Source organism: Acinetobacter sp. AL9, assembly GCF_041464035.1.
GTDB classification, from domain to species: Bacteria; Pseudomonadota; Gammaproteobacteria; order Pseudomonadales; family Moraxellaceae; genus Acinetobacter; species Acinetobacter towneri.
The window spans coordinates 1-24,048 of sequence record NZ_JAYFSK010000025.1 but is presented as its reverse complement, the minus strand read 5'-3'; the positions used below and the strand labels follow the sequence as shown (position 1 = coordinate 24,048).

Below are 24,048 nucleotides of genomic sequence, written 5' to 3'. Positions count from 1 at the left end.
TAATTTTTGACTTTAGCGACATCAAAATTGTAATTTGCTGTATATAAGAATCCTGACAATTCTGCTAGAGTCAAAACACGAAAACAGGACTGTTTTTAAAATTAAAACAAATGGACACTGGTGACAATAATGACAAAAGTCTATTCTTTCGTGGCATTACTTGCCTTTTCAAGTTTTAGCTTTGCTGGGAACACTACTTTTTTACCTGAAGCAAAAATTAGCGCAGATAGCGCAAAAACCTGGAATGTAGGGGCGGGTATTACCCAAAAATTACTGCATTTGAATGGTGAATGGGTCAATCCTTATGGCATTGCCTATCTAAAAGCGGGGGCTTTTTTAAATGGTGACCATGAAGTCGGTGGGCAAACAGGTTTTCGTTACCCATACCACCTCACAGGTAAAGACAAAAATGGTTATTATATTGGCGCTTACGCAGGACACCTAGAATCTAAATGGGTGGATGGTGAAGAAAAAGCGCGTTTAGGTGCAGGCATTGATCTGGCTTATGTATTACTGAGCCCTGAACGCATCAGTAGCTTTAGTGTTGGCATTGGCGCAGGTGAAAAATTGGAAGATCGACAAGGGCGAGTGATTGCGGAAACTGAGCCTAGACTACAATTTTCCTATACGCTCAGTATGGGTTTGTAGTCAGAATAGTGACTTTTAACTACTTTAGAATCTTGTAATTAGAACTAAATATGGAAAAAATGCATGCTTGAGTACGTCAATCAGTTGTGGCAAACTTTTTTGAATCGTCCAGATTTTTGGGCCGTGCTCAGTATTATTCCTGTGACTGCTTTTGTGACTTGGGCGCACGTGTGGATGGCACTAAAAATGGTGTTCTATCCAATTAGCTTTTGGGGCTTTCACCTTGGGCCTATTCCTGTGGGATGGCAGGGGATTGTACCGCGTAAAGCAGGGCGTATTTCAGGCATCATTACCGATAACACATTGTCAAAATTAGGTTCATTGCGTGAGTTTCTCAATGCTATGGACCCTGAAGATATGGCGCGTATTATTGGTGAGCAAGTGGGTTTTGAACTTGAGCACTTAATTGATGAGGTCATGTTAGACCGCAATGCTGTGCTTTGGGAAAACCTACCGTATTCGATTAAACGCCGTATTTACGCACAGGCGCATAAACAATTGCCAGGTGTGCTGCGTGAATTGGTGACTGAACTGACCTTGAATGTTGAATCCTTGGTGGATATGCGTGAAATGGTGGTCAGCCAAATGGAAGGTGATCGCCGCTTAATGGTGCGTATGTTCCTAAAAGTCGGTCAAAAAGAAATTAACTTTATTTGGCATATCAGTGCATTGATTGGGATGTTCTTTGGTATTTTCCAAATGATTGTTTGGTTTCTTGTACCATGGCACTGGACGGTTCCATTTTGGGCGGCAATTTGGGGCTTCTTGACCAACTGGATTGCGATTTGGATGGTATTTAACCCAGTCGAACCACATTACGTGAAATATCCGCAGTTCTTTAAATTGACTGAAAATCGTCAATTTCCATGGATTAAGCCAGTGATTCCACGCATTGGGACTTATAATATTCAGGGTGCGTTCATGAAACGCCAAGAAGAAGTCTCGGATGTGTTTGCAACGGTAGTCACAGAAGATCTGATTACGTTAAAATCGATTATGACTGAAATGATGTATGGCAGTAAAAAAGACAAAACCCGCCGTATTGTCAAACGCCACATCAACGAAATTATGGAAACACCATTGGTTCGTACCTCTTTACAGTTGTCTTTGGGGCCAAAAGAGTATGCCAAACTCAAGACTGACTTGATTGATCGTTCGATTGAAATTACGATGGTGCCTGTATGCGACCCTGCCTTTAATGCGAGCCGTGCACAGAAAATTTATCAAATGTTCAGAGATCGTATTCGTGAACTGACGCCAAAAGAATTCCAGAATCTCTTGCGTCCTGCCTTTCAGGAAGATGAGTGGATTTTAATTGTCTTGGGTGGTGTAACTGGTTTTATTGCTGGTTTAATACATTTGTTTGTCGCTTTCTTATAAGAGGATGCTGGCTGCGTAAAGGGCGATGGCTCTGATATGCAACGAGTGTCAAATACATTGTTAAAATGAGGATGTTTTTTTATGCGCATTATCTTACTCGGACCACCTGGAGCAGGTAAAGGTACACAAGCTCAGTTGATCTGTAAGCGCTACAATATCCCACAAATTTCAACCGGTGATATGCTCCGTGCTGCAATTCGTGAAGGTACTGAATTAGGTCTACAAGCCAAAAGCGTCATGGACGGTGGCGGTTTGGTATCTGATGAACTGATCATTGGCTTAGTGAAAGAGCGTATTGCGCAGCCAGATTGCGTGAATGGTTGTATTTTTGATGGTTTCCCTCGCACTATTCCACAAGCTGAAGCTTTGGAAAGTGAAGGCATCAATATCGACCACGTGATTGAAATTGATGTTGCAGACGAAGAAATCGTACAGCGTTTGTCTGGTCGTCGTCAGCACCCTGCATCTGGTCGTATTTATCATCTTGTTTACAACCCACCAAAAGTGGAAGGTAAAGATGACGAAACTGGCGAAGATTTGGTTCAACGTCCAGATGACCAAGAAGAAACCATTCGTAAGCGTTTAAAAGCGTATCACTCAGAAACTGAGCAATTGGTTGGCTTCTATCAAGGTCGTGCTGCTTCTGGTGAAAATGCACCAAGCTATAACAAATTGAATGGTCTTCGTCCAATTGAAGAAGTTCAAGCAGATTTGTTTGCTATTTTAGACCAAGCAAAATAAGTCTAGGTTTTAGACCAAGTCTGTTTAAAAGAAAATAAAATCGTTTAAACAGGCTGCTTGTTTTGACTTTAAAAGAGTCCTGATTCATATTAGGGCTCTTTTTATTTGTGTCAGTTTGGGAGAGTGCTTTGCAACATGCTGCTGTGATCATCATGTTATTGGCAAGTATTGCCGTTTTAGGCTTTCTTGTTTTTGTGAGCTATAAGTTATTGCGCAACACACAAGCTCAGAATTCGGCTGAAAAAAAATCAGGTAAGCACTATCAATTACATCCGAAACTTAAACAACAGCAAGAACAACAACGTCAGTCTGAAGATTCTCAGAATAAATAAATCATCTCTGCACAATCTTGTGTATAGATTGCACAGTTATCCACACGATTTTGGATAATCCACATTGCTTTGATGATCTAGCTTGTCATCAATAAGCTTAGATCACTTTGCAAAACTCTACCGAAGCACTTACTTAGATATGGGCGCGTGATGAATTTCATGCAGCGTAGTATGACGATGTGCACCAAATTCAAAGCGATCAGGCCAGTTACACACATCTGACACCACACATTCAGCGCATTTAGGCTTACGCGCAATACAACAATAACGGCCATGTAAAATTAGCCAGTGATGCGAGTCAATTAAAAACTCTTTAGGAATGACTTTAATTAAACGGTGTTCGACTTCTAAAACATTTTTACCTACAGCTAAACCTGTACGGTTACCTAAGCGGAAAATATGTGTATCGACCGCCATGGTTGGCTGTCCAAACGCGGTATTTAAGACCACATTGGCAGTTTTACGTCCCACGCCAGGCAAGGCTTCTAAATCGGCACGATTATCAGGCACGATGCTGCCGTGTTTTTCGATGAGAATTTTGCAGGTTTTAATGACATTTTCTGCTTTGGAATTATACAACCCGATGGTTTTAATATATTCCTTTAAACCTTCCACACCTAAGGCATAAATCGCTTCGGGCGTATTGGCAACAGGAAACAGTTTGTCGGTGGCTTTATTGACGCTGACATCGGTCGCTTGTGCAGATAAGGTCACCGCAATCAGCAATTCAAATGGATTGGAAAAATTCAGTTCAGTGGTCGGATTTGGGCGTTGTTCACGTAAGCGCTCAAAAAAAGTCTGAATTTGCTTTTTGGTCATATTTTTAGACAGCTTTTCTTTGAGCGTGGTGCTTTTGGCAGCCGTTGTTTTGACCGCTTTATTGGTCAGACGTGTATTTCTTTCGGGCATGTTTATGCTCCTAATTCACGTAACTGTTGTTGTAAATTGGTTAGTAATAGCCGTTTTTTCTCATCGTCACGCACACTGAGTTGTTTTTCGAGTTTTTTAATTTGTGTGCGTAATTTTGCCAGTTCGATGGTGGTTTGTGCATCGGCAGTGGAAATCTGTTCATTTTTTTGCACAGGCAATTCAATCACAGGCACAGCAGCATCGGCTTGTGCAGAAAATTGAGCAAACAGTTCGGTATCAATTTCTGCACGTACCACAGGGCCTTTACGGTGCAGACGACGTTGTTCTTCACGTTGTATGTGGGCGTAGTAGCGTTGGCGTAAATCATTCTGTTCTGCCACTCGTGCGCTATCAGAAAGCAGGGGTTGTGTATCTTCTACCAAGTCAATGCAATCGACAGGGCAAGGCGGAATACACAATTCACAGCCCGTACATAAATCAGTCAAAATGCTGTGCATGAGTTTGCCTGAGCCTAAAATGGCATCGACAGGGCAGGCATTAATACATTTGGTACAACCAATGCACTCATCTTCACGAATTAGGGCTTTCATACGCTGTGGGCGTCCATCTGCCTGCACAGGCCAAACACTGGCTTCTGCGGTCAATACAGGGCGTTGCAGTAAGTTTGCTAGTGCATCTGCAACAGGTTGTCCACCGGGTACGCATTTATTGGCCGCTTCGCCTTCTGCAATCGCTTTGGCGTAGGGTAAACAGCCATCACGGTGACCACATAAGCCACATTGAGTTTGAGGGAGTAGCGCATCAATATTTTGAATCAGAGCAATTTGCGAATTCATGGACAAACCAATGCCACTTTAAACAGCAGCAGAAAAACGGAAGATAAGGCTAGGGGGAAATTCTAGGTCGATGATTTTAGCACGATTTTTGCTTTTAGGCTTGTGCGCAAATTAAGAACAACAATTGCTAGCTTTTTGGGCAAAAATGCTCAAAACTATGAATTAATTTGTTACATTAACTTATGGGCTTAACACGCTAAAAAATAAGTTAAATTTATGAAAATACAAATGTTTTAAAGTTTTTTGAAAAAAACTATTGTAGATTGTTAACAAAAGATATTTAATATTTTGCGCCAAAATATATCATTGATTGAAATTTTGACCAATTTTGATCCATTTTCTGCTGAGGATTAAGCGTTGAAATACAACAGCCTTAACGAATTCCTAGATTACGTTAAAACACGTGATGCACATCAACCAGAGTTTCTACAAGCTGTAGAAGAAGTAATGACCAGCCTTTGGCCGTTCATTGAAAAGAACCCTCAATATGCAGCACATGGTTTGCTTGAGCGTTTGGTTGAGCCTGAGCGTGCAATTCAGTTCCGCGTTTCTTGGGTAGATGACCAAGGTCAAACCCACGTAAACCGTGCATTCCGTGTACAGTACAACTCAGCAATTGGTCCATTTAAAGGTGGTATGCGTTTCCACCCATCAGTGAACCTTTCAATTTTAAAATTCTTAGGTTTTGAACAAACCTTTAAAAATGCTTTGACCACATTGCCAATGGGCGGTGGTAAAGGTGGTTCAGACTTTGACCCTAAAGGTAAGTCTGAAGGCGAAATTATGCGTTTCTGCCAAGCCTTAATGATCGAGTTATATCGTCATTTAGGTTCTAACACGGATATTCCTGCGGGTGATATTGGTGTAGGCGGTCGTGAAGTGGGTTACATGGCGGGTATGATGAAGAAGCTCAGCAATGACACTTCATGTGTATTCACAGGTAAAGGCTTGTCTTTCGGTGGTTCTTTGGCGCGTCCAGAAGCTACAGGTTACGGTACTGTGTATTTCGCTGAGGAAATGCTCAAGACTCGTGGCGATTGCTTTAAAGATAAAGTCGTTGCGATTTCTGGTTCAGGCAACGTTGCACAATTTGCTGCAGACAAAGCAATGTACTTGGGTGCGAAAGTAGTTTCACTTTCTGACTCGAATGGTACTGTGTACGTGAAAGAAGGTTTCACGCCAGAATTACTTGCTGAAGTGATGGAACTTAAAAACGTAAAACGTGGTCGTATTTCTGAATTTGCGTCTAAGCACGGTTTTGAATACCTTGAAGGTCAACGTCCTTGGGGTATTAAATGTGATATCGCGCTTCCATGTGCGACTCAAAACGAACTTGATGCGAATGATGCAGCAGCGCTTCTTGCAAACGGCGTAATCTGTGTTGCTGAAGGTGCGAACATGCCTTCTACACTTGAAGCGGTTGAGAAATTCGTTGAAGCGAAAATTCTTTATGCGCCAGGTAAAGCATCTAACGCCGGTGGTGTAGCAACTTCTGGTCTGGAAATGTCTCAAAACGCATTGCGTTTAGGCTGGACTTTCGAAGAAGTTGATGAGCGCTTACACGCAATCATGAAAGAAATTCACCGCAACTGCGTAAAATTCGGTACGAAAGAAGACGGTACCGTGAACTATGTAGACGGCGCAAACATCGCTGGCTTCGTAAAAGTTGCTGATGCAATGCTTTCTCAAGGCGTATTCTAAGTCTGACTGAGTTTAAGCTTGAAAAAAAACCGAGGTGAATGCCTCGGTTTTTTTATATTGCGATTTTATCGTTATAGAGTGCCTTTGACTGCTTCACGCTCTACGGTCATGTCGAATACATAGGCATATTTAGACTGGTCAGCTGCCGGATTTTTAATTTCATAACGTTTTACCCGAATAATCTGACGCTCATTCGATGAATGCTGAAAACCTTCGATCTGATCGTAAAATAAAGTCCAGTCTTTATCGACCTGAGTCTTTAAGCCTTTTTCATCATATTTGATTTCTTTCACCTGTAAGCAGGTTTGCTGAGCTACACCCGTACAGGCTTTAGTCTGTGACGAAACTTCCAGGAAAATGGTTTCTGCCTGACCTTGGTATTTGGTTTCCGGTGTCATTTTTCCGGTAAAGACATATTTTTGACCATCAGCTGCAGTAATACTCAGTTTTGGCTGATTGGCATCATTTAGATCCAGACTAAACGGAATATTACGCTTTTGCAGAAGCTGGCTGATAAAACGTTCCTGTTCCATTAATGGTGCATCACATGCCATCATGGTGCCCATCATGTCACCCGTACTCAGGGAATTATCTTTAACAGTCCAGCTCGTGCCAAGGCCATTACAGCCAGAAGCTACACTTAGTCTGCCTCGTTGATCAAAGCTCAGAACAATCGGGCGTTGCAGCCCACGATCAAGTTCCCAGGTATAAGCGGGCAAAATTTGTGTAGGCGTTTTTAATGTGGTGGATAGAGTAGAAATAGCCGGATCTCCTGAAGTGGCAGGAAGATGTGAAGATTGACATGCAGTTAAAGCCAAAGGGAGCAGGGCAAGCGCAAAAATACTGAATTTCATTGGTTTATATTCTATGTGCTAAAGTTTCAACGTGATTATAACCAAGAGATTAACAAAAAATATGGATACAAATCGTAGCTTTTGCTAACAAAATGTATCCAAATTAAAAAGTCAGATTTTAAATAAGCGGAGCTATCGGTTAGTCAAAACGATAAATATCCATACCGAGTGAACCCATGCTAAAGCTGCTATGTACAATGTTAAATCGATCTCCCGTACCCATTGCAAAAAACAGCGGTGCAAAGTGTTCTAGGGTTGGGTGATTACGTGCTACATGTGGCAATTGTTGCCAATCTAGTACTGCATCATAATTGCGATGACTTAAATGCTGCACCACACGATTACGGAAACTAGATGCCCATTCAGGCACAGCCGCATTGGGTGTATTCCATGATAATTCACGTAAGTTATGGGTGATACTGCCTGAGCCAATCAGTAAAATTTGCTGTTCACGTAATGGCGCTAAACTTTGCCCAATGTGATAAATCTGTTCGGCGCTCATATTCATGGGCAAAGAAATGGTAATCACTGGAATATTGGCATCGGGATACATGTGTAGTAATGGCATCCATACGCCATGATCATGCGGGCGTGTGCTGTTGGCATGGGCAGCAAAGCCCGCATCAGCCAAACGCTGCAAAATATCTTCTGCCAGTTCAGGTAAGCCAGGTGCAGGGTAGCGCAGGGCGTACAAGGCTTCAGGAAAACCACGGAAGTCATGCCATGTTTCAGGGCGAATACCTGTGTTGACCTCCAGTGCATTACTTTCCCAATGCGCCGACATCACCACAATGGCTTGCGGTGTTGGCAAATTTTCACTTAAACGGCTGAGTGCAGGCCCGACCTGTTCAGGATTGAGTGCCAACATGGGCGAACCATGTGAGATAAATAAACCGGGTAATGTCTGTAAGTTCATGCCTAGATCCCTAAAGCCTGCTGTTCTACAGCATCGCAAAAAAGTGTGTATAGCGAAATGTACTTTTGTTCAACGCTATGTTGCAGCTTTGCAACGTCGTTTGAGTTGAAGATATTTTGATAACTCAACGTACAAATTGAATAAGTTGATTTAACCTGCACGATGATAAGGATGGTTGTGGTTGATGCTCATAGCACGGTATAGCTGCTCAATCAGCATCACGCGAACTAAAGGGTGTGGCAAAGTTAGTTTGGATAATGACCAATGCCATGCTGCTGCTTTACGTACTGCTTCAGAGTGACCATCTGGTCCACCAATCGCAAGCACGACATCATTGCCTTCTAGCATCCAGCCTTTCATGGTTTCTGCAAGTTTTTCGGTGCTGAACTCTTTGCCGCCCACTTCCAAGGCAATTAACAGCTCATTGTTTTTCATGGCATTTAAAATGCTATCACCTTCAATTTGGCGATATTTTAGAATATCGGCCTCAGAATCATTTTTGCCACGTTTCGCCATTGGCAGTTCGACAATTTGAGTCTGCACAAAAGGCTGAATCCGTTTGAAATAATCTTCAAAACCAGTCAGCACCCAAGCAGGCATTTTTTGTCCAATGGTCAGAATGCGAATTTTCATAGGCGAGTTCATGTAGCGATCAATCAGAATCTCGCATTATAACCATGATTCAACACAAGCGCTGTGTAACGACACAATTTGCAATTGAATTTGCCAACAGGCTGTTGCTTTAATACTCAGCAATCTTATTGGTCTTTTTTGTCTTGGAATTATCAGCATGCGCGCGTTTCAAAGTCAGCAGTTATATTCATGGATATTGGGCGCGGGTATGGGATTGATGACCACTGCTACATTTGCTGTGCCTGAGGCTCAATGGGCAGAACCAAACAATTTGCAAGTCTATATGCAGCAAGTGATTGGGCAGCAGGGTTTGGGTAATTCCGAACAGTATCGTCATTATAAAAATGTGATTGAACTGAATCGGGTTTCGGCATGGATTCGGGAACAAATGCGAGTATTTGGAATTCCGTGTCAATTTCAAAATTATGTGGTCAATCAGCAAAGCTACCGCAATGTGGTGTGCAAATTGAATATCGGTGCTGCGCAAAAAACGATTTTTGGTGCGCATTACGATGTTTATGGGCAGCAGCAGGGGGCAAATGACAACGCTTCTGGCGTTGCAGGTGTAATCGAAACAGCACGAATTTTGGCGCAGGAAAAGAATAAACTTAGTCAAAATGTTGAATTTGTTTTTTATACCTTGGCAGAGCCACCATTTTTTAAAACCGAGTCGATGGGCAGTTTTATACATGCCAAATCTGTGCAGGCTGAAAAAGAAAAAATCCGTGCGGTGTATGTGCTGGATATGATTGGTTATTACGATAAAAATTTGGTGCAAAATTACCCAATCGGTTTAAAGTGGATTTACCCAAGTCATGGCAATTTTATTGCGGCATTGAGCAATATGCAGTCACGTGAAATGAGTGCAACCTATTGCAATGCGATGCAGCGTTTGAATCAATTGCAATGTGAGCGTGTGGTCGCACCGACTTTCGTCAAGGGCATGGATTTTTCAGATCATTTAAATTATTGGAAATATGATATTCCTGCCATTTTAATTACCGATACGGGCAGTTATCGCAGCACACTTCGCCATACCACAGGTGATACTTTAAAAACAGTAAATTTTGAAAAAATGGCACATGTCGTGAATGGCTTGGTTGCACAGATTTTATCACCTTGATGATTGATCGCAGCGCATAAAAAACGCAGCCCTGAATTGAAATAGGACTGCGGTTAAAAGGTCATCCACCTGGAGATATGGATGACCAGACCATGAAGCACGCTTCAATCAAAAGCGTCTGATCAATTTATCGGTCTAAATAGACCAAACAAGAAACATACAGCGCGATGTATCTTAAATTTATATATGTGGATGGTTTGCCTATTTTTCAAGGAAATTGAATTAAAAACAGACTATCCATTTTAAAAATAATTAAAAAATTATTCAATTATTTTAAATCCAGAATCTAAATACAACAAAAGAGCACCGAAGTGCTCTTTTGAGATGTTCTATGCTTAAAGCAGAGTAACTTGCTTAATGACGTGCGGCTTTGCCTGCTGCTACTGGCTTCACAATCGGTGCCTTGGTTAAAGGCTTAGGCATACTGGTCAGTGCCAAAGGCAAGATTTCATCAATGCTTTTCACAGCCTTGATTTCCAAACCTTCTTTGACATTGTCTGGAATTTCAGACAAGTCACGCACGTTTTCCTGTGGGATAAATACCAGTTTGATACCACCACGATGTGCCGCAAGAAGTTTCTCTTTCAAGCCACCAATGCGCATTGCACGACCACGTAAGCTGGTTTCGCCTGTCATGGCAATATCAGGACGAATTGGAATATCTGTAAATGCAGATACCAATGCCGTAGTCAATGCCAAACCTGCAGATGGACCATCTTTAGGTGTTGCACCTTCTGGCAAGTGTACGTGTACATCGGTTTCGGCAAATACATTGGCTTCAATGCCTAAACTGTCGGCACGGGTACGCACAACGGTCATCGCGGCTTTGATTGACTCTTGCATCACATCACCCAATGAACCTGTGGTGATGAAATTACCTTTGCCTTTCATGGTTGCCACTTCAATGGTGAGTAATTCACCACCCACTGAAGTCCAAGCCAAGCCATTTACACGACCCACTTCGGCTTCTTCTTCTGCCATACCATAGTCAAATTTGTGTGGACCAAGGTAGTCAGGCAAGTTTTGTGAAGTCACATCTACCTGTAGGTTTTTGGCTTTTTTGCTGACTGCTTCTTTCACCACCTTACGGGCAATTTTTGACACTTCACGTTCCAGACTACGCACACCTGCTTCACGTGTATAGCGCTGCACAATGTCACGAATCGCTTCTTCATGAACCGTCAATTCTTTAGCACGCAAGCCATTATTTTTGATGGCTTTAGGGACAAGATAGCGTTCTGCAATATTCACTTTTTCATCTTCGGTATAACCCGGTAGACGAATTACTTCCATACGATCTAACAGAGCTTCTGGAATATTCATGCTGTTGGCAGTACAAATGAACATCACTTCAGACAAGTCTAAGTCTAGATCTAAATAGTGATCATTAAACTTGTTGTTTTGTGATGGATCAAGTACTTCTAACAAAGCAGATGCAGGGTCGCCACGGTAATCCTGTGCCATTTTGTCAATTTCATCGAGCAAGAACAGTGGGTTCTTCACACCAACTTTAGTCAATGACTGCACAATTTTACCCGGCATCGCACCAATATAGGTACGGCGGTGACCGCGAATTTCCGCTTCATCACGTACGCCGCCTAGCGCCATGCGCACGAACTCACGTCCAGTGGCTTTTGCAACCGATTCACCCAGTGAGGTTTTACCTACACCCGGAGGACCGACTAAGCACAGAATTGGACCTTTGAGTTTTTTCACGCGCGACTGCACAGCAAGGTATTCCACAATACGGTCTTTGACTTCATCTAAACCGTAATGGTCGGCATCTAAAATTTCTTGTGCTTTCGCCAAGTTAATGCTGACTTTGCTGGCTTTGTTCCATGGCGTATCTAAAATTACTTCCAGATAGTTACGTACCACAGCCGCTTCGCTAGATGCAGGTTGCATGGCTTTTAGCTTACGGAACTCAGCTTCTGCTTTTTTGCGGACATGTTCTGGCAAGTCTGCTTCGGCCAGACGTTTTTCAATTTCAGCGACATCATCTTCCGCACCGCCGTTCATATCGGACAGTTCGCGTTGAATGACTTTCATCTTCTCATTCAAGAAGTATTCACGCTGATTTTTTTCCATCTGGCGTTTAACAGAGTCATGCAAGGTTTGCTCAATCTGCTGTTCTTCAGACTGTTGCAATAAATAAGTCATTAACTCGGTCAAGTGAGCTTCAAACTCATCGTGCTCAAGGAATTTTTGTTTGACATCAATATTCAATGGCACACGGGTTGCAACAAAGAACAACAACTGCAATAAATCTTCAATTTTATTGGCAGCAGCAATCAGTTCACGTGCATTGCGTAATTTTGCTTCTGCATATTGCGCAAATAAGGCACGTAATTCTTGCAAACGTGTTGCTTGGGTATTTTCATCCATCGCAACAGTCATTGGGCTCAAGCTGTGTTCTGCAGTCAAATACGCGTCTTCATCAATAATTTTTTCGAGTTTGGCGCGGTATAAGCCTTCAATCAGCACTTTGATACAGTTTTCATCATTTTCGTGATTCACAACTTGCACAATCTTCGCGACAGTACCGTATTGATATAAATTGTCGTGATCAATTTCTTCTGTAAGCGAATCTTTTTGCGCAACTACAAATACTAGATTGTCACTGTTACGAGCCACATCAACTGCATTGATCGATTTTTCACGACCTACAAATAGCGCGATTTGCATGTGTGGATAAACCACCACATCACGTAGCGCTAAAAGCGGTAATACACTTGGAACCTGAGGCTCTAAGGTTTCTTGATTCATAATAATTTCAGACATGGGCACTCCTAATGAGTGACAACGGTGTTGCCATGTTTTTAATAGTGATGGGTATTTTTTAAAATACAAGGGCAGGTCAACACAAATTGTTTAAAAAGTAGCTAAATATGTGATTTTAAATTGATCTATTCAGTCAAAATGATCAATTTAGCGTTTCAAGGTGCGTTTAAACTGTAAAAAATGTTGTGGAGTTAGTAAGGCATCTACAGGTTGATCCCAATTTTCACGTGGCAAGCGTGTATGAATTAGCTGAAAATCATGTGCAATCCCTAAGCGATAAGGATGCTGCGGGGCAGAGGCTAAAGTGCGGTCATAATAACCACCGCCCATTCCAATGCGGGTGCCATGCGTATCGCAAGCCAATAAGGGCATCAAGACTAAATCTAAATGGGAGATGTGTTTTCCGCGACTTGTTCTTGGTTCTTGCATCCCCAAACGATGATGGGCAAAGCGACGCTGACGATATTGTTGTGGGGTGATTTGTACCCACACCAAGTGTTGATTCATATTGCAAATCATGGGCAAATACACTTGTTTGCTATGCGCGAAGCAATATTCAATGATGCGGTGTGTATGAATTTCACCAAAAGCATGTAAATACATACCCACTTTTTTTGCGTACTGAAATTTTGGCAGTCGTATTAGCCGCTGCAAAACAGCTTGCTGTGCGTGTTGCTGTTGGGTGCGCGTGACCGCTCTGCGCTGTTGTCGAAGCTGTTTACGCAAGGTTTTAAGTTCCAACAACTGCATCTCGGCACATCCTTATATTCTTGAGTTTAAATGCTTGAATGGGTATGGGATTACTGTCATTTCATCGACAAAAACAAGCTTTTATCATACTTGGCATTTTAACAGGATGTGATGCTGTATTTCTGTTTATCTGAAACTTGACCTGCTATCGGATAGTCTAGCTCGAACCCTAGACGCAAAATTACAAAAACTCTTATGCTATTGCCCAATCAATGCCACGCCAACAATCTTCAAGATCGCTTCAAGATGGATTAGGCAGGCTTCAGTTAAAAACAACAAATATGTAAAAACACAAGCCAAAACAAAAACAACACTTTCATTTTGCTGTTCAGGGAGAACAAGAACATGAATTATTCCAACAAGGTGTTTAAACATCTACTTCAAGGCGTGCTGGCTTTAGGAAGTTGTGTCAGCGCACAAAGTTATGCAGATTCGACCTATTTACCGCAGCCACCGAATACCCAACAAGTCTTTTTTGTCGGCAATAACTGGGATGGCACAGTGACAGTGATTCACCCTTCACAAGACTTTGGCAAAGTGGGTGTGGTCAATATGATTCCTGACCGCAAAGAGCGTTTATTAGAAATTCATTTAAATCCAGTGAAATTGATTGCCTACACTTACATTCAACAAACTGCAGGTGAGGGCAATGACCAGTTGGTGGATGATATGTATTCCACGCCAGATGGACAGTCGATTGTGGCTTCACGTCCAAGTTTTGCCGATGTGGTATCCATCAACATTAAAACGGGCAAAATTAATTGGCGTACGCCAGTCGAAGGTTTCCGCGCAGACCACATGGCGGTTTCACCAGATGGACAACGTGTTGCTGTGTCGGCATCGTCAGGTAATGTGGTGCATGTTTTAGATATTCATACAGGTAAAGAATTGGGGCGTTTTGCAACAGGGGATAAGCCGCACGAAAATATTTACTTTGCAGGTGGAACGAAAATCTTAAACTCTGCGATTGGTAACGTAGAAACTTCGATGGATGCACAGTGGCAAGATTTTACCAAAGGTAAGCGCTTTATTACCATTGCCGATGCCAACAATTATAAAGTTCTGAAAAAAATTGATTTCCGACCTGCGTTAGATGCCTTTGGACGTAAAGATTTATCCAACTCAGTGCGTCCTATGGTGCTAAGTAAAGATGAAAGCAAACTTTATGCGCAGGTTTCATTTTTTAATGGTTTGGTGGAATACGACTTAAAAACCGATAAAGTCACGCGTATTGGACAATTACCGGGCAGCAGTACAATTCCAAAAGACCGCAGCAAATGGGTAAATGATTCACGTCATCATGGTTTATCCATCAGCGCAGATGGCGAAAAACTCTGTGTGGCAGGCACGATGGATGATTACGCGACCATTGTAGACCGTCAGAGTTTAAAAGCAGGCAAACTGATTCCTGCAGGTAAACCATATTGGGCAACCCGTAGCCCAGATGGAAAAAGCTGTGTGATTTCAGAAAGTGAAACCGATGTGGTAACGGTGATTGACTTTGCTACGGGAGAAAAAGTCCGCAGTGTGCCAGTGGGGAATCACCCACAGCGAGTGCGTTTGGGTTATGCACCAAGCGATTGGTCGACGCCGTAATTTTTAAGCCGATCATAACAGGCAAAGCATGCTAAGGCGCTCAAGACGATATTTGAATTGAGCGCATTTTAGGATGGTTTGCTTATGGAGCATGCACATGAATGGGACTCGATGGCTCGGTATTGGCTTTTTTGTTTTGGCGGTCGCGGTGTTGTTTACCGTGGTGTATGTGTTTCAAACACCGAATAAGACTGTTTCGGAAACAGTGTGGGTGAAACCGAACACGGCTTCCACAGAGATAGAAACAACGCAAAGTCTATATTCAGATGAATCTGAAAATGTACTGGAAACAAACGCTATGCTAGAGCGTGCTGCGGTATCTGCAGTTGAAATGCAGCAATTAATCCAGCAACGTGATCAGTTGTATTTAGGCTTTAAGCAAATTAGTACAGGTTTAAGCCAAGGGCAAAAGCCTGATTTAAACCGTGTACAAAGTATGTTGCTACAGCAGGAACAATTGGTACAAGCAGGCGTATTAAGAGCAGAAGATGCAATGAACTATAGCCAGTTTTTAAAGCAAATTTTACCTGAAATTGCAGGGCAAATTGATTTGCATATTTCGCGTTTAAAGCGCCTGAACGTGGTGACAGGTTAAGCCACAGTAAGGTGTGAGTTGCTGTTATAAATACACGATGACGCCATTGTTGCAGTCAATAATGGCGTTATTTTTTTGTCTAAAAAATTCTTTTAATCCACATGTTTTTAAGCCGAATAGCGGCCACTTGAGCTGAATTTATCCATGATTCCTTTGATCAAGCGTTCAATTCATCTTAGAAGAAAGCACACGTATTTTACTGTATTAGACGAAAGTTGTATAAGGCTGTGCCGAATAAATTTGGTTTTTCCTTCCTCTTAAAAACTACAGAAAAAACAAAGTTTAAATTTTTCTTCACCGTATTTTTTATGCTGCGAACAAAGATCATCTTTATTTAAATTGGTATGACCATATGAATAAACAATCCAACCAATATTGACATTTATTTGTATAAAACTATTATTTGTTGCAAATGTTAAGAGTATTTTGATTTTTATCTTAATATTGGTCAGACCAAAATTAGAATTTTATCTATATGCTTAGACCTATGTTTACGTTTGAGTGAGCATTTCAAGGAGATGACAATGCTTCAACATTGGCAACAGATCTACGATCCAATGGCAAATATTTGGATTTCGAGTCTTATTGCATTAATCCCGATTATCTTTTTCTTTCTGGCATTGGCTGTATTTCGCTTAAAAGGAAGTGTTGCGGGAACAATTACGGTTATTTTGGCGTTATTAGTGTCGTTATTTGCCTATGGCATGCCTGCACCAATGGCTTTTGCTTCATTGATCTATGGCTTTTTCTACGGTTTATGGCCAATCGCATGGATTATTATTGGCGCATTATTTTTATATAAAATCTCTGTAAAAACAGGGCAGTTTAACATTATTCGCTCATCTATTCTGTCAATTACAGAAGATCAGCGTCTCCAGATGCTACTAGTGGGCTTCGCGTTTGGCACATTTTTAGAAGGTGCAGCGGGCTTTGGGGCGCCAGTGGCAATTACTGCTGCTTTGTTGGTGGGTTTGGGTTTTAAACCTTTATACGCTGCGGGTTTATGTTTGATTGTGAACACCGCACCTGTTGCGTTTGGCGCAATGGGGATTCCAATTATTGTGGCGGGTCAGGTTTCGGGTGTAGAAACCATGGAAATTAGCCAGATGGTTGGGCGTCAGTTGCCATTTATGGTGCCTATTGTGCTGTTCTGGATTATGGCAATTATGGATGGCTGGCGCGGTGTGAAAGAAACTTGGCCTGCAGTGTTGGTGGGTGGTGGTGCTTTTGCGATTGCACAATACTTGACCTCTAACTTTGTTGGACCTGAGTTACCTGACATTACAGCCGCAATTGCCTCTTTGATTAGTTTAACGGTCTTATTTAAATTCTGGCAGCCAAAACACATTTTCCGTTTTAGCGATGCAGACACCAAAGTGGATGCCAACTTAGTTGCAGAACAACAGCAAAAATACAGCATCGGGCAGATTGTGAAAGCATGGTCACCTTTTGCAGTGTTAACGGTGATGGTCACTATTTGGAGCATCAAGCCGTTTAAAGATTTATTTGCCAAAGATGGCGCAATGCACGACTGGGTAATTTCCATCAAAGTGCCATTTTTACACCAACTGGTGCAAAAGATGCCGCCTGTGGTCGCTGATGTTAAAGACTATGATGCGATCTTTAAGTTCGATTGGCTTAGCGCAACTGGGACTGCGATTATGATTGCGGCCATCATCACCATCATTTATTTAAAAATGAAACCGCGTGAAGCTGTTAAAACTTTTGCTGAAACCATCAACGAGCTAAAAACACCAATTTATTCTATTGGGATGGTGTTGGCGTTTGCATTTATTGCCAATTATTCAGGGATGTCTGCGACTTTGGCACTGGCTTTGTCACACACAGGCAATGCTTTCACATTCTTCTCGCCATTTTTAGGCTGGATTGGGGTGTTCTTGACAGGTTCAGATACTTCAGCCAACGCCTTGTTTGCTGCCTTGCAAGCCACAACCGCACAGCAAATTGGTGTACCAGAAGTTCTGTTGGTTGCTGCCAATACCAGTGGTGGGGTAACAGGCAAAATGATTTCACCGCAATCTATTGCAATTGCCTGTGCGGCTGTTGGTTTAGTCGGTAAAGAATCGGATTTATTCCGCTTTACCGTGAAACACAGTATCACGTTCACCGTAATGATCGGTATTATTATCACTCTACAAGCTTATGTGTTCCCATGGATGATTCCATAACCACATGCACAAGAGGATAGCCGCATGAAAGTTTCCGACAAAGTTGTTCAAGACCTGCGCACACTGGTTGAAAAAAATCAGATGCAAGTCGGAGACCGATTGCCTGCCGAAAGAAAGTTATGTGAACAACTCGGGGTTTCCCGTTCCTCTTTGCGTGAGGCTATTCAGCAATTGACCAGTCAGGGCATGCTGGTCAGCAAAGTTGGAGCGGGTACTTTTTTGCAACAACTGCCTACCAATTGGTCGCAATATCAAATTGTGCAGCCTTTAAGTAACCTGATTGATGAAGACCCTGCTTATCGTTTTGATGTGCAGGAAGCACGAATGGTGCTTGAAGGTGGTACGGCATGGTATGCCGCACAGCGGGCAACTGCTGAGGATTTGAAAAACATCCGTGCCTGTTATGAGCAAATCGCCCATTTTCAAATTTTAGGTGATGACGATCAGGCAGCAATTGCCGATGCCAAGTTTCATTTGGCAATTGCCGAAGCATCGCACAATTTGGTGCTCATTCAAATGATGCGCGGCTTATTTGATTTGTTGCAATACAACGTAGTTTTGGGCAGACGCAAAGTCTATACCGAAGCCCACCGTTTCGATCAGTTGCACGATCAACACTTTCAAGTGATGGATGCAATTGAACGCCAGGATCCAGAAGCTGCCCGTTCGGCAGTGTGTGGACATATTGAATTTGTAGTTCAACAAGTACGCATGATAGACGAGGAAGATGCGCGTCGTCAGCGTGCGAGTCGATTAAACAGGATAGCGCCATGATTATTTCTTCTGCGAATGATTACCGCGAAGCAGCCAAACGCCGTTTACCGCCATTTTTATTTCACTATATTGATGGAGGTGCGTACGCGGAACAAACGCTGAAAAGAAATGTGGAAGACCTTTCACAGATTGCCTTGCGCCAACGTGTTTTGAATGACATGTCGGCTTTGAGTTTAGAAACCACCTTATTTAATGAAACCTTGTCAATGCCTGTGGCTTTGGCACCTGTGGGTTTAACGGGCATGTATGCGCGCCGTGGTGAAGTGCAGGCTGCAGTTGCAGCTGACAAAAAAGGTATTCCGTTTACTTTATCTACCGTGTCGGTGTGCCCAATTGAAGAAGTGGTGCCTGCCATTTCACGCCCAATGTGGTTTCAATTATATGTATTACGTGACCGTGGTTTTATGCGCAATGCCTTGGAACGTGCCAAAGCAGCAGGCTGTTCAACCTTAGTCTTTACGGTAGATATGCCTGTGCCTGGCGCACGTTATCGTGATGCACATTCGGGCATGAGTGGTCCAAATGCTGCTATGCGCCGCTATATGCAGGCAGTGATGCATCCAAACTGGGCATGGGATGTTGGCTTACTAGGTCGTCCGCATGACTTGGGCAATATCTCTAAATACTTAGGCAAACCAACAGGACTGGAAGATTATATTGGCTGGTTAGGCAATAACTTTGACCCATCTATTTCATGGAAAGACTTGGAGTGGATTCGTGAATTCTGGGATGGCCCAATGGTCATTAAAGGCATTTTAGACCCAGAAGATGCTAAGGATGCTGTTCGTTTTGGGGCTGATGGAATTGTGGTGTCCAATCACGGTGGTCGTCAGTTAGATGGTGTGCTCTCGACTGCACGTGCTTTACCGCCAATAGCCGATGCAGTAAAAGGAGATCTAAAAATTCTAGTGGATTCAGGTATTCGTAATGGCCTAGATGTGGTGCGCATGTTGGCGATGGGTGCGGATACTTGTATGCTCGGACGTGCCTTTATTTATGCACTAGGTGCAGCAGGTGGGGCGGGTGTGAGTAATTTACTCGAATTGATTGATAAAGAAATGCGAGTCGCAATGACCTTAACGGGTGCTAAAAACATTCAAGCGATTAACTCAGATTGCTTGGTACAACTTGAGCGTGAACTGAAAGGCTAAATTGCCAACAGGAGCGATCAATCCATCAACCGATGCATTTGGCTGAATCGCTTAATTGTATTTTTCACCTTGTTTCAGGACTTGTACACTATGCCACAGACAATTTCTTCTGCAACACAATTTGATGCTGCAGCAACCCTCAAAAACTTGGTCGATATTGTGGGAAAAGCGCATGTATTGACCCATGAATCAGATACTCGTTTATATCGTCAAGGGCGACGTTTTGGCGAAGGACAGGTTTTTGCGGTGGTCACGCCAGGTTCTTTATTGCAGCAGTGGCAAGTGTTACAAGTGGCTGTGGCAGCAGATTGCATTATTATTATGCAAGCCGCCAATACTGGACTCACGGGTGGTTCTACCCCTTTTGGTGATGACTATGATCGTCCTGTAATTTTGATCAACACCCAACGTTTAAAAGGTATTCAGCTCATCAACGATGCCAAGCAAGTGATTTGCTTGCCTGGTGCAACATTGGATGCTTTGGAACAGCAATTGGCGCCGCATCAGCGTGAGCCACACTCAGTCATTGGTTCATCTTGTATTGGTGCTTCGGTGTTGGGCGGGGTATGTAATAATTCAGGTGGTGCATTGGTCAGACGTGGTCCTGCCTATACTGAGTTGGCCTTATATGCACAAGTCGATGCACTGGGCGAGTTGCAACTCATCAATCATTTGGGGGTGAATTTAGGGAACTCGCCAGAAGAAATTTTAACCAAACTTGAGCAACAACAATATCGCCCTGAAGATATTGAATATTCGGAACATTGTTGTGCTTCAGATCAGCGTTACGTGCATGATGTTGCCCAAGTCGATGCCGATACGCCTGCACGGTTTAATGCCGACCCGAGCCGTTTGTTTGAAGCTTCGGGTTCGGCAGGTAAAGTCTGTGTGTTTGCAGTGCGTTTGGATACATTTGAGAAAATTCCGAGTCAGGTGTTTTATATCGGCAGCAATCAGCAGGATGATTTAACCGCGATTCGCCGTTTTTTATTACGTGATTTGCCGCGTGTACCGATTGCTGGCGAGTATATTCATCGAGATGCCTATGACATTGGTGCAGAATATGGCAAAGACAGCTTCTTGTTTATCGAGAAGTTTGGCACCAGTAAAGTACCTGCAGCTTTTGCCATGAAAGATAAAGTTGATGGTTTTCTAACCCGTTGGGGCATGCGTGGATTGTCGGATAAAGTTTTGCAAATGTTCACGAAACTACTGCCAAATCATTTACCAGAACGCATGAACCAATTTCGTGATTTGTATGAACATCATTTAATTTTGCGCATTGAGCAGCAAGATGTTGCGGCAGTACAGCAGTTTTTAATGGATTATTTTATCACGCGCAATTCCGGCAGTTTTTTTCTATGTAATGAAGATGAAGGCCGCAAGGCTTTTCTGCATCGCTTTGCAGTGGCAGGTGCTGCAATTCGTTATCGTGATACACATCGAAATGAAGTGGAAGACATTGTTGCTTTAGATATTGCGTTAAGACGTAATGATCAGCAATGGGTTGAAACCTTGCCCGAAGAGTTGGAGCAGGCGATTATACATAAGTTGTATTATGGTCATTTTTTATGTCATGTCTTTCATCAGGACTATATTATTAAAAAAGGCGTAGACCCGTTGGCGATGGAACATCAAATGTGGTCATTGCTTGATGCACGTGGGGCAGAGTATCCTGCAGAGCATAATGTTGGGCATTTATATGTGGCGAAGCCTGCCTTAAAGCAGCATTATCAAAAATTGGATCCGACCAATTGTTTTAATGTGGGCATTGGGCATAGCTCTAAATTAAAAGCTTGGCGTTAAATAAGGATGAAAACTGAGCAGTGAAACTGATTCTAAGGAAAGATGGATATGTTTAAGTTAGATAGCAAACTGCTACAGATTTTTTACTATGTATATAAATTAAAAAATGTGTCTGCAGCAGCAGATGCATTGGGCATGAGTCAGCCTGCGGTTAGTAACTGTTTAAATAAAATTCGTCAGCATTTTAATGACCCATTATTTTTAAGGGTTGGCAATGAAATGTTGCCTACAGAGTTGGCGAAACAGATTTTTTCACCGATTAGTGAAATTATTAATAAAATTGAAACGGTCAATAATTTTAAAGTCGATTTTGATCCGACCCATTCCGATCAATTATTTACCTTGGCAATGACCGATGTTTCGCATTTGGTTTTATTGCCAAAACTGACCAAGTTTTTAAAAAAATATGCACCTTCAGTGCGGATTAAAATTCGTCCTATTACCCGTGAAACCAGTTATCAAATGGCAAATGGTGAAATTGATTTTGCGATTGGTTTTTTACCTGAGTTAGAGCAGGGTTTTTATCAGCAGCAATTATTTTTACAATATTATGTGGTGATTAGTCGTAAAGATCATCCACGTATTTGTGAAAAAAGTTTAGATGTTGAAGCTTATATTCGTGAATCGCATGTCGATGTAGATACCAGTATAGGTCACTACCATATTGAAAATGAATTAAGCAATCGTGGTTTAAGACGTAATATTCTAATGAGTATCCCAAGTTATTTAGGGGTCGGGTTAATTGTGCAAGAAACCGATATGATTGCGACAGTGCCTTATTATTTAAGTGAGGTGTTATTGGCACGCGGGAATTTACAAGTAGTGAGTGCGCCTTTGAATTTTCCAACCTATCCTGTACGACAATATTGGCATACGTCTTGTCATCACCAAACCAGTCATCAGTGGTTAAGAAAAGTGATTTTTGATTTGTTTAGTCAGCATCCTTAATTAATCGTATTTAAAGTAAAACTTTTATAATTTTTTAAATTATCATTCGCTAATTCCCTCATCTTCAAAAGAGCAGGCTAGGCTGAGGGAATTAGTGATTCTTTTTTATAAGGCAATAAAACTAAATTTCTGCCCACGATTTTGATTGCAGCTATACATTTTCATTTTTCCATTATAAATATCTAAACATTTGCCTGTATCTGCACTACGAATACGCTGACCATCGAGATACCATTTTTGGTTACTTTGTCCATTACAGGTATAAGCAATTACTTCAGCACCATCATGTTTCTGTTTTCCTGCTACATCTAGACATTTACCTTGCACGGTAATGCTTTGATCAGGATGGAAAATAAAATGCTGATTGGTACCATCATGACAATGTGAAGTCTGAATGGAACGTTGATTACTGCGACTAAAATCTACGCAGCGACCATCATAGGTTTTAATTTTGACTTTTTGTTGCCATGTTTGTGCAGGATAAGGCATAGGTGTTGGCATATAAATGGTTTGTTGTGCAGGACGTTCTACAGGTGTACTTGCTGGAATTTGAGGTTGAATGACGATATTGGGAATCTGCCCCGATGCTGTTCCGTCAACTACAATACATGCTGTTAAAAGTGAGCAACTGCTTATAGTGAAAAGTGTCTTAAACATAAGAGAAAACAATTTATTTATTAGGTGGATAGGATAAATTTAAAGCAAAAAAAGATAATAGTTTTTTGTAATTTTATGAGTAATTGACCCTAAAAATTTATCGAATAGACAAGGTTTTCAGCAAAAAATAAGAACGAAAAAATTCAAGTTGTCTTTATTTGTTATTAGTCGGTGCATTCTTAGGAAGTGTGTGGTAGAAATTGTATTTAGAGGATATATTTCTGATTTAGTTTGTGGTCAGCAACAAGCGAATTATCCAATTTGTTGAATTGAACATCAAAAATTCAACTATATTGCTTTAAAATTATGTGATTGAGTTGTAAAATTATGTGTTAAAGTTGGCAATTGTCACAGTTTTTGAATTTTTGGGGTAGGAACTGTTGAAACATTTTTTACTACGACTTGGATTGGATCTGCGTAAACTTATTTTAATTTCCACAATTTTAAGTGTATCAGGCTTATTTGTCGTAAGTATTTTTATTTTAAATTATGTAATTAAACAACAATTAATTCAAAATTCACTTTCGATCAATGAAAAATATGCAGAAAAAATTGCCACCAGTGCCAATCAACATTTTTCAGATATGCTGCAAGAGTAATTAACTATAACTAAAAATATAGACAAATATTTGCATAAGTGCTCATTTTGTCTATGTCGATTCAGTAGTGGCAAGGTGGGTATTTATTAGAGATTTAAATGATTATCTTTTGTATTTTAGGTGAGTGTCTTGGTATATTAGCATCCATATCTATTGATTATCCAATCC

21 protein-coding genes and 1 pseudogene are annotated in these 24,048 nt (G+C 41.7%); 14 read left to right on the top strand and 8 right to left on the bottom strand.

What is annotated here, in order from left to right; all coding sequences use genetic code 11:
* Positions 1 to 129 precede the first annotated feature (129 nt).
* The 4 genes from ACEO2X_RS07585 to ACEO2X_RS07570 all read left to right on the top strand — a co-directional run bounded on the left by ACEO2X_RS07585 (position 130) and on the right by ACEO2X_RS07570 (position 3,101).
* The gene (locus ACEO2X_RS07585; RefSeq protein WP_004970721.1) at positions 130 to 648 is read left to right on the top strand and encodes a hypothetical protein; all 519 of its coding nucleotides are present in this window, start codon (positions 130 to 132) and stop codon (positions 646 to 648) included.
* Between the two features lie 63 nt (positions 649 to 711).
* On the top strand, positions 712 to 2,028 hold the full coding sequence (locus ACEO2X_RS07580; protein ID WP_004970719.1) for a hypothetical protein: 1,317 nt from the start codon (positions 712 to 714) through the stop codon (positions 2,026 to 2,028).
* Positions 2,029 to 2,109: 81 nt separating this feature from the next.
* Positions 2,110 to 2,769 (top strand): adenylate kinase, encoded by a 660-nt coding sequence (gene adk / locus ACEO2X_RS07575; protein WP_004970717.1) that lies wholly within the window; start codon positions 2,110 to 2,112, stop codon positions 2,767 to 2,769.
* A gap of 128 nt (positions 2,770 to 2,897) precedes the next feature.
* Positions 2,898 to 3,101, top strand: a complete 204-nt coding sequence (locus ACEO2X_RS07570) for a hypothetical protein (protein WP_346781618.1) — start codon at positions 2,898 to 2,900, stop codon at positions 3,099 to 3,101.
* 129 nt (positions 3,102 to 3,230) lie between these two features.
* On the opposite strand, the gene nth is transcribed toward ACEO2X_RS07570, so the two are convergent.
* Positions 3,231 to 3,920, bottom strand: a complete 690-nt coding sequence (nth, locus tag ACEO2X_RS07565; RefSeq protein WP_178867175.1) for an endonuclease III — start codon at positions 3,918 to 3,920, stop codon at positions 3,231 to 3,233.
* 92 nt (positions 3,921 to 4,012) lie between these two features.
* On the bottom strand, positions 4,013 to 4,807 hold the full coding sequence (locus ACEO2X_RS07560; RefSeq protein WP_004970712.1) for an RnfABCDGE type electron transport complex subunit B: 795 nt from the start codon (positions 4,805 to 4,807) through the stop codon (positions 4,013 to 4,015).
* A 357-nt stretch (positions 4,808 to 5,164) separates the two neighbouring features.
* On the opposite strand from ACEO2X_RS07560, the gene gdhA reads away from it, so the two are divergent.
* Positions 5,165 to 6,508, top strand: a complete 1,344-nt coding sequence (gdhA, locus tag ACEO2X_RS07555) for an NADP-specific glutamate dehydrogenase (RefSeq protein WP_004970711.1) — start codon at positions 5,165 to 5,167, stop codon at positions 6,506 to 6,508.
* 71 nt (positions 6,509 to 6,579) lie between these two features.
* Here gdhA and ACEO2X_RS07550 read toward each other — a convergent pair whose 3' ends face one another.
* The 3 genes from ACEO2X_RS07550 to rlmH all read right to left on the bottom strand — a co-directional run bounded on the left by ACEO2X_RS07550 (position 6,580) and on the right by rlmH (position 8,911).
* On the bottom strand, positions 6,580 to 7,362 hold the full coding sequence (locus ACEO2X_RS07550) for an META and DUF4377 domain-containing protein (RefSeq protein WP_104852316.1): 783 nt from the start codon (positions 7,360 to 7,362) through the stop codon (positions 6,580 to 6,582).
* A 139-nt stretch (positions 7,363 to 7,501) separates the two neighbouring features.
* Positions 7,502 to 8,278 carry a dioxygenase gene (locus ACEO2X_RS07545; protein ID WP_096901485.1) on the bottom strand — a complete coding sequence of 259 codons (777 nt, stop codon included), beginning with the start codon at positions 8,276 to 8,278 and terminating at the stop codon, positions 7,502 to 7,504.
* Positions 8,279 to 8,428: 150 nt separating this feature from the next.
* Positions 8,429 to 8,911, bottom strand: a complete 483-nt coding sequence (gene rlmH, locus ACEO2X_RS07540) for a 23S rRNA (pseudouridine(1915)-N(3))-methyltransferase RlmH (RefSeq protein ID WP_026438445.1) — start codon at positions 8,909 to 8,911, stop codon at positions 8,429 to 8,431.
* A 157-nt stretch (positions 8,912 to 9,068) separates the two neighbouring features.
* Between rlmH and ACEO2X_RS07535 the strand changes: the two genes are divergently transcribed.
* Complete coding sequence (locus ACEO2X_RS07535) at positions 9,069 to 10,034, top strand: M28 family peptidase (RefSeq protein WP_371971487.1); 966 nt, start codon at positions 9,069 to 9,071, stop codon at positions 10,032 to 10,034.
* 354 nt (positions 10,035 to 10,388) lie between these two features.
* On the opposite strand, the gene lon is transcribed toward ACEO2X_RS07535, so the two are convergent.
* Complete coding sequence (gene lon / locus ACEO2X_RS07530) at positions 10,389 to 12,815, bottom strand: endopeptidase La (protein WP_131260796.1); 2,427 nt, start codon at positions 12,813 to 12,815, stop codon at positions 10,389 to 10,391.
* A gap of 147 nt (positions 12,816 to 12,962) precedes the next feature.
* Positions 12,963 to 13,559, bottom strand: a complete 597-nt coding sequence (locus ACEO2X_RS07525; RefSeq protein WP_026438444.1) for a 5-formyltetrahydrofolate cyclo-ligase — start codon at positions 13,557 to 13,559, stop codon at positions 12,963 to 12,965.
* Positions 13,560 to 13,910: 351 nt separating this feature from the next.
* On the opposite strand from ACEO2X_RS07525, the gene ACEO2X_RS07520 reads away from it, so the two are divergent.
* The 7 genes from ACEO2X_RS07520 (at position 13,911) to ACEO2X_RS07490 (ending at position 22,624) form a co-directional block, all read left to right on the top strand.
* Positions 13,911 to 15,161 carry a YncE family protein gene (locus tag ACEO2X_RS07520; RefSeq protein ID WP_096902747.1) on the top strand — a complete coding sequence of 417 codons (1,251 nt, stop codon included), beginning with the start codon at positions 13,911 to 13,913 and terminating at the stop codon, positions 15,159 to 15,161.
* 97 nt (positions 15,162 to 15,258) lie between these two features.
* A complete protein-coding gene (locus tag ACEO2X_RS07515; protein ID WP_371971486.1) occupies positions 15,259 to 15,756 on the top strand; it encodes a hypothetical protein in 498 nt (165 codons plus the stop codon).
* Between the two features lie 518 nt (positions 15,757 to 16,274).
* A complete protein-coding gene (gene lldP / locus ACEO2X_RS07510; protein WP_179988566.1) occupies positions 16,275 to 17,945 on the top strand; it encodes an L-lactate permease in 1,671 nt (556 codons plus the stop codon).
* A 24-nt stretch (positions 17,946 to 17,969) separates the two neighbouring features.
* A complete protein-coding gene (gene lldR, locus ACEO2X_RS07505) occupies positions 17,970 to 18,719 on the top strand; it encodes a transcriptional regulator LldR (protein WP_004970689.1) in 750 nt (249 codons plus the stop codon).
* A complete protein-coding gene (gene lldD, locus ACEO2X_RS07500) occupies positions 18,716 to 19,870 on the top strand; it encodes an FMN-dependent L-lactate dehydrogenase LldD (RefSeq protein ID WP_016659249.1) in 1,155 nt (384 codons plus the stop codon). Before lldR ends, lldD begins: the two co-directional genes overlap by 4 nt.
* 90 nt (positions 19,871 to 19,960) lie before the next feature.
* Positions 19,961 to 21,676, top strand: a complete 1,716-nt coding sequence (gene dld, locus ACEO2X_RS07495; protein ID WP_035311162.1) for a D-lactate dehydrogenase — start codon at positions 19,961 to 19,963, stop codon at positions 21,674 to 21,676.
* 48 nt (positions 21,677 to 21,724) lie between these two features.
* Positions 21,725 to 22,624, top strand: a complete 900-nt coding sequence (locus ACEO2X_RS07490; RefSeq protein WP_004970549.1) for a LysR family transcriptional regulator — start codon at positions 21,725 to 21,727, stop codon at positions 22,622 to 22,624.
* A gap of 105 nt (positions 22,625 to 22,729) precedes the next feature.
* Here ACEO2X_RS07490 and ACEO2X_RS07485 read toward each other — a convergent pair whose 3' ends face one another.
* On the bottom strand, positions 22,730 to 23,281 hold the full coding sequence (locus tag ACEO2X_RS07485) for a ricin-type beta-trefoil lectin domain protein (RefSeq protein ID WP_019837853.1): 552 nt from the start codon (positions 23,279 to 23,281) through the stop codon (positions 22,730 to 22,732).
* A gap of 380 nt (positions 23,282 to 23,661) precedes the next feature.
* On the opposite strand from ACEO2X_RS07485, the pseudogene ACEO2X_RS07480 reads away from it, so the two are divergent.
* A pseudogene (locus ACEO2X_RS07480) lies at positions 23,662 to 23,877 on the top strand (sensor domain-containing diguanylate cyclase); the annotation flags it as partial.
* Between the last annotated feature and the right edge of the window lie 171 nt (positions 23,878 to 24,048).